The sequence below is a fragment of the Pseudomonas sp. p99-361 genome (assembly GCF_003935475.1).
GTDB lineage: Bacteria > Pseudomonadota > Gammaproteobacteria > Pseudomonadales > Pseudomonadaceae > Aquipseudomonas > Aquipseudomonas juntendi.
In genome coordinates this window covers 1-1,124 of record NZ_RHQO01000142.1, presented here as the reverse complement: position 1 = coordinate 1,124, position 1,124 = coordinate 1, and the positions used below count along the sequence as shown (strand labels likewise).

At 57.7% G+C, this 1,124-nt stretch carries 1 protein-coding gene; it reads left to right on the top strand.

Features of this window, described 5'->3' with window-relative positions; translation table 11 throughout:
* A partial coding sequence (locus EGJ22_RS26030; protein WP_371921055.1) for an immunoglobulin-like domain-containing protein occupies nucleotides 1-1,124 on the top strand: 1,124 nt, incomplete at both ends.

The window sequence follows — 1,124 nt, the reverse complement described above, 5'->3', positions numbered from 1 at the left end:
GAACTGTCGGTAGACAACACCACCGTCGCTGAAGGCGGCAAGATCACCTACACCGTGACTCTGGTCAGCGCTGATCCAAGCCTGCCAGTGACCAACCACAAGGGCCTGACCTTCACCCTGACAGACGGAACCACTGTGACCGTCAAGGCAGGCGAGGCCACCGGTTCGGTTACCGTCACTGCGCCAGACAACGTCTACGTCAACGATCCGGTGACCGTTACCCAAGGCCTGACCAAGGTCGAGGGCGCCGGCGCCGATCAGTTCGAACAACTGAACCTGGGCAAAGATACCGTCAGCACAGTAGTTACCGATGAGCCAGGCACTCCAGGTAACCCAGGTGGCAATAATGAAGGCGATCTGGTCAAGGTCAGCATCGTGGCCGATCAAGTTTCGGTCAACGAAGCAACCGAACCAACCTTCACCGTCACCCTGAACAAGGCGCTCGACAAGCCGTTCACCGTGACCTTGAGCACTGGTGCCACCCTGACCTTCGCGGCAGGTGAGACCACCAAGTCCTACGCCGCACCGGCGCAGGGCGATGACGTGTTCAAGGATGAAGGCAAGATCACCGTCAGCATCACCAAGGCGGAAGTCGTCGGCGAGCAGCTGGAAAACCTGCAGATCGGTCAGCCTGCGTCCGTAGCTGTGACCGATACTCAGAGTCCGGTTACAGCTGAGCTGTCGGTAGACAACACTACCGTCGCTGAAGGCGGCAAGATCACCTACACCGTGACTCTGGTCAGCGCTGATCCAAGCCTGCCAGTAACCAACCACAAAGGTCTGACCTTCACCCTGACCGACGGTACCATCGTCACGGTCAAAGCCGGTGAATCGGTCGGCACCACCACTGTCACTGCGCCAGACAACGTCTACGTCAACGATCCGGTGACCATTACCCAAGGCCTGACCAAAGTCGAAGGTGCCGGCGCCGATCAGTTCGAACAACTGAACCTGGGCAAAGATACTGTCAGCACAGTAGTTACCGATGAGCCAGGCACTCCAGGTAACCCAGGTGGCAATAATGAAGGCGATCTGGTCAAGGTCAGCATCGTGGCCGATCAAGTTTCGGTCAACGAAGCAACCGAACCAACCTTCACCGTCACCCTGAACAAGGCTTTGGACAA